Consider the following 1,879-nt stretch of genomic DNA (forward strand, 5'->3'; position numbering starts at 1 on the left):
GTCGAGGACGGGGTAGGCGATGCGGTCCTCGGCCAGGTTGGACTGGTGGATGAAGTGCGGCTTGGGGTCGTTGGCCAGGACGTGTCCGAGGGCGATCTGTGTCTCCAGCGGCACGATGTGGCCGGCGTAGCCGGTGGCGGCGTCCAGCGGCGCCGGCAGACACGTGGTGGTGGCCGGGTTGTCCTCGCAGATGCCGCTGCCGCCCTGGGCGCGGCTGGTGTAGATCCAGTTGTACTCGTCGACCTGCTCGGCCGCCCGGCCGGCGTTGTAGAAGACGTTCATCGGGTAGCGGGGCACGGTCGTGGACGGACCGACCCGACGCTGGTCGGGCTCCCGGGAGTTGTCGGAGCCGAGCCAGGTGATGTGGTTGTCGTCGAGGGCGAGCGCCAGGTTGGGGTTGTCCTCGGGCTGCTGCGGCAGGACCTTCATGCCCGAGTGCTCGCCGGTGACCAACTCGCTGTTCACCAGCGGCAGTCCGGCGACGCTCTCGCCCCAGACGCGGTTGGTGGCGATCTCGTCGGAGATGTCGTTGCGACTCATCCACCGGGTGCTGCCGTCGGCGTTGGTCGCGCACGTCCAGGGCACCACGGTCGTGTCCTGCACACAGCCGAGGAAGGGGTGCGAGTAGGTGTGGTTGATCCAGCGGAACTCACCCCGCCGTGCGATCAGCCGGTCGGCGAGCGGGTCGGCGCCGTTGTTGTCCTCACGGTGGTCGGCGCTGCCCGCGCCGTTGTAGGCGAAGTCGAGGGTGAACTTCTTGCTGTCCTGCCAGTCGACGGCGTGGTCGACGTCGGCGGGCGTCATCCGGATCGGGTCGGGCGTCGCGGTGGGGTCCGTGCAGTCGACGTCGCCGGGCGTGCAGTTGAGCCGGCTGTTCCAGCGGTCGTCCGCGGCGAACACGTCGTCGACGTGGACGGCGAAGTAGTTCCGCGAGGCGCCCAGGTGCACCCCGCCGGTCATCCACTCCACGATGCCGCGGGCCAGGAGCCGGAACTGCTGCTGGTACCGGTTGTAGACGAAGGTGACGACCAGCTCGCGCCGCCCGTCGTGCCGGTACTCGCCCACCAGCGTGCCCTTGGTCGACTGCCCGGGGATCGCCGCTTCGACGTACGGGGTGAAGTCGGCTCCCGCCACGGGCTTCGACAGGTAGGCGTAACTCTCGCCGATCGCCGGGTCGTTGTCCTCGAAGGGCACCGCCTCGTCGAGATAGCCGAAGGGGCCCGACTTGCCGACGGCGGTCACCTCCGCCCGCTTGCCGTCGATGCTGCCGGAGTAGCCGCCGTAGATCGGATACTGCAGACCGGCTTCGGGACGCGCGTAGGTGTAGGCGTCGACCTGGGGCACGTCGTACGTCTGCTCGTACGCCGCCAGGGCCGCCATCTCGGACGAGCCGGCCGGGAACGGGTTGTCGTTGGGCAGCACCACCGCCTGGAACTTGGCGCGCGGCCTGCCGTCCACGGTGTCCGCGAGGAAGCCGGTGTCGATCACGGTCCGGCCGGACTGCGTGAGATCGATCCGGGTGTACGGCGTACCCGCCGCGGCCAGTTCGGCGGCTATCGCGTCGGTCGATGGGCCGCCGTCGCTCACCACCAGCACCCGCAGATCGATACGGGGCGTGGTGCCGGCGTGTGCCGCGCCGGCCGGCAGGCCCAGTGCGGCGATGAGCGCGCCCACCGTGAGCACGGTGGTGCGTGTGGTCCGCTTCATGCGGTGAGGTCCCCTCCCCGGGCAGGGGTGAGCACTGCTCCGCGGAGCGGACGCACCCCCTTGCGTGCCGCCGGCGTCTCAGACCCGCAGGTCAGCCGCTCGCGCCCCGCCGGGCTCCGGATTTCGCAAGACCGTTCTACGACTCACCCGAGGTGCCGTTCACCTGCCCGTG

Annotated in this window: 1 protein-coding gene; it reads right to left on the bottom strand. The window is 70.2% G+C overall.

Annotated elements, in window-relative coordinates; genetic code table 11:
* Positions 1-1,707 (bottom strand): hypothetical protein (locus ABZ281_RS47890; protein WP_356664972.1); only part of this gene is annotated, 1,707 nt, incomplete at its 3' end.
* Positions 1,708-1,879: the final 172 nt, after the last annotated feature.

The organism is Streptomyces sp. NPDC006265, assembly GCF_040613555.1.
GTDB lineage: Bacteria > Actinomycetota > Actinomycetes > Streptomycetales > Streptomycetaceae > Streptomyces.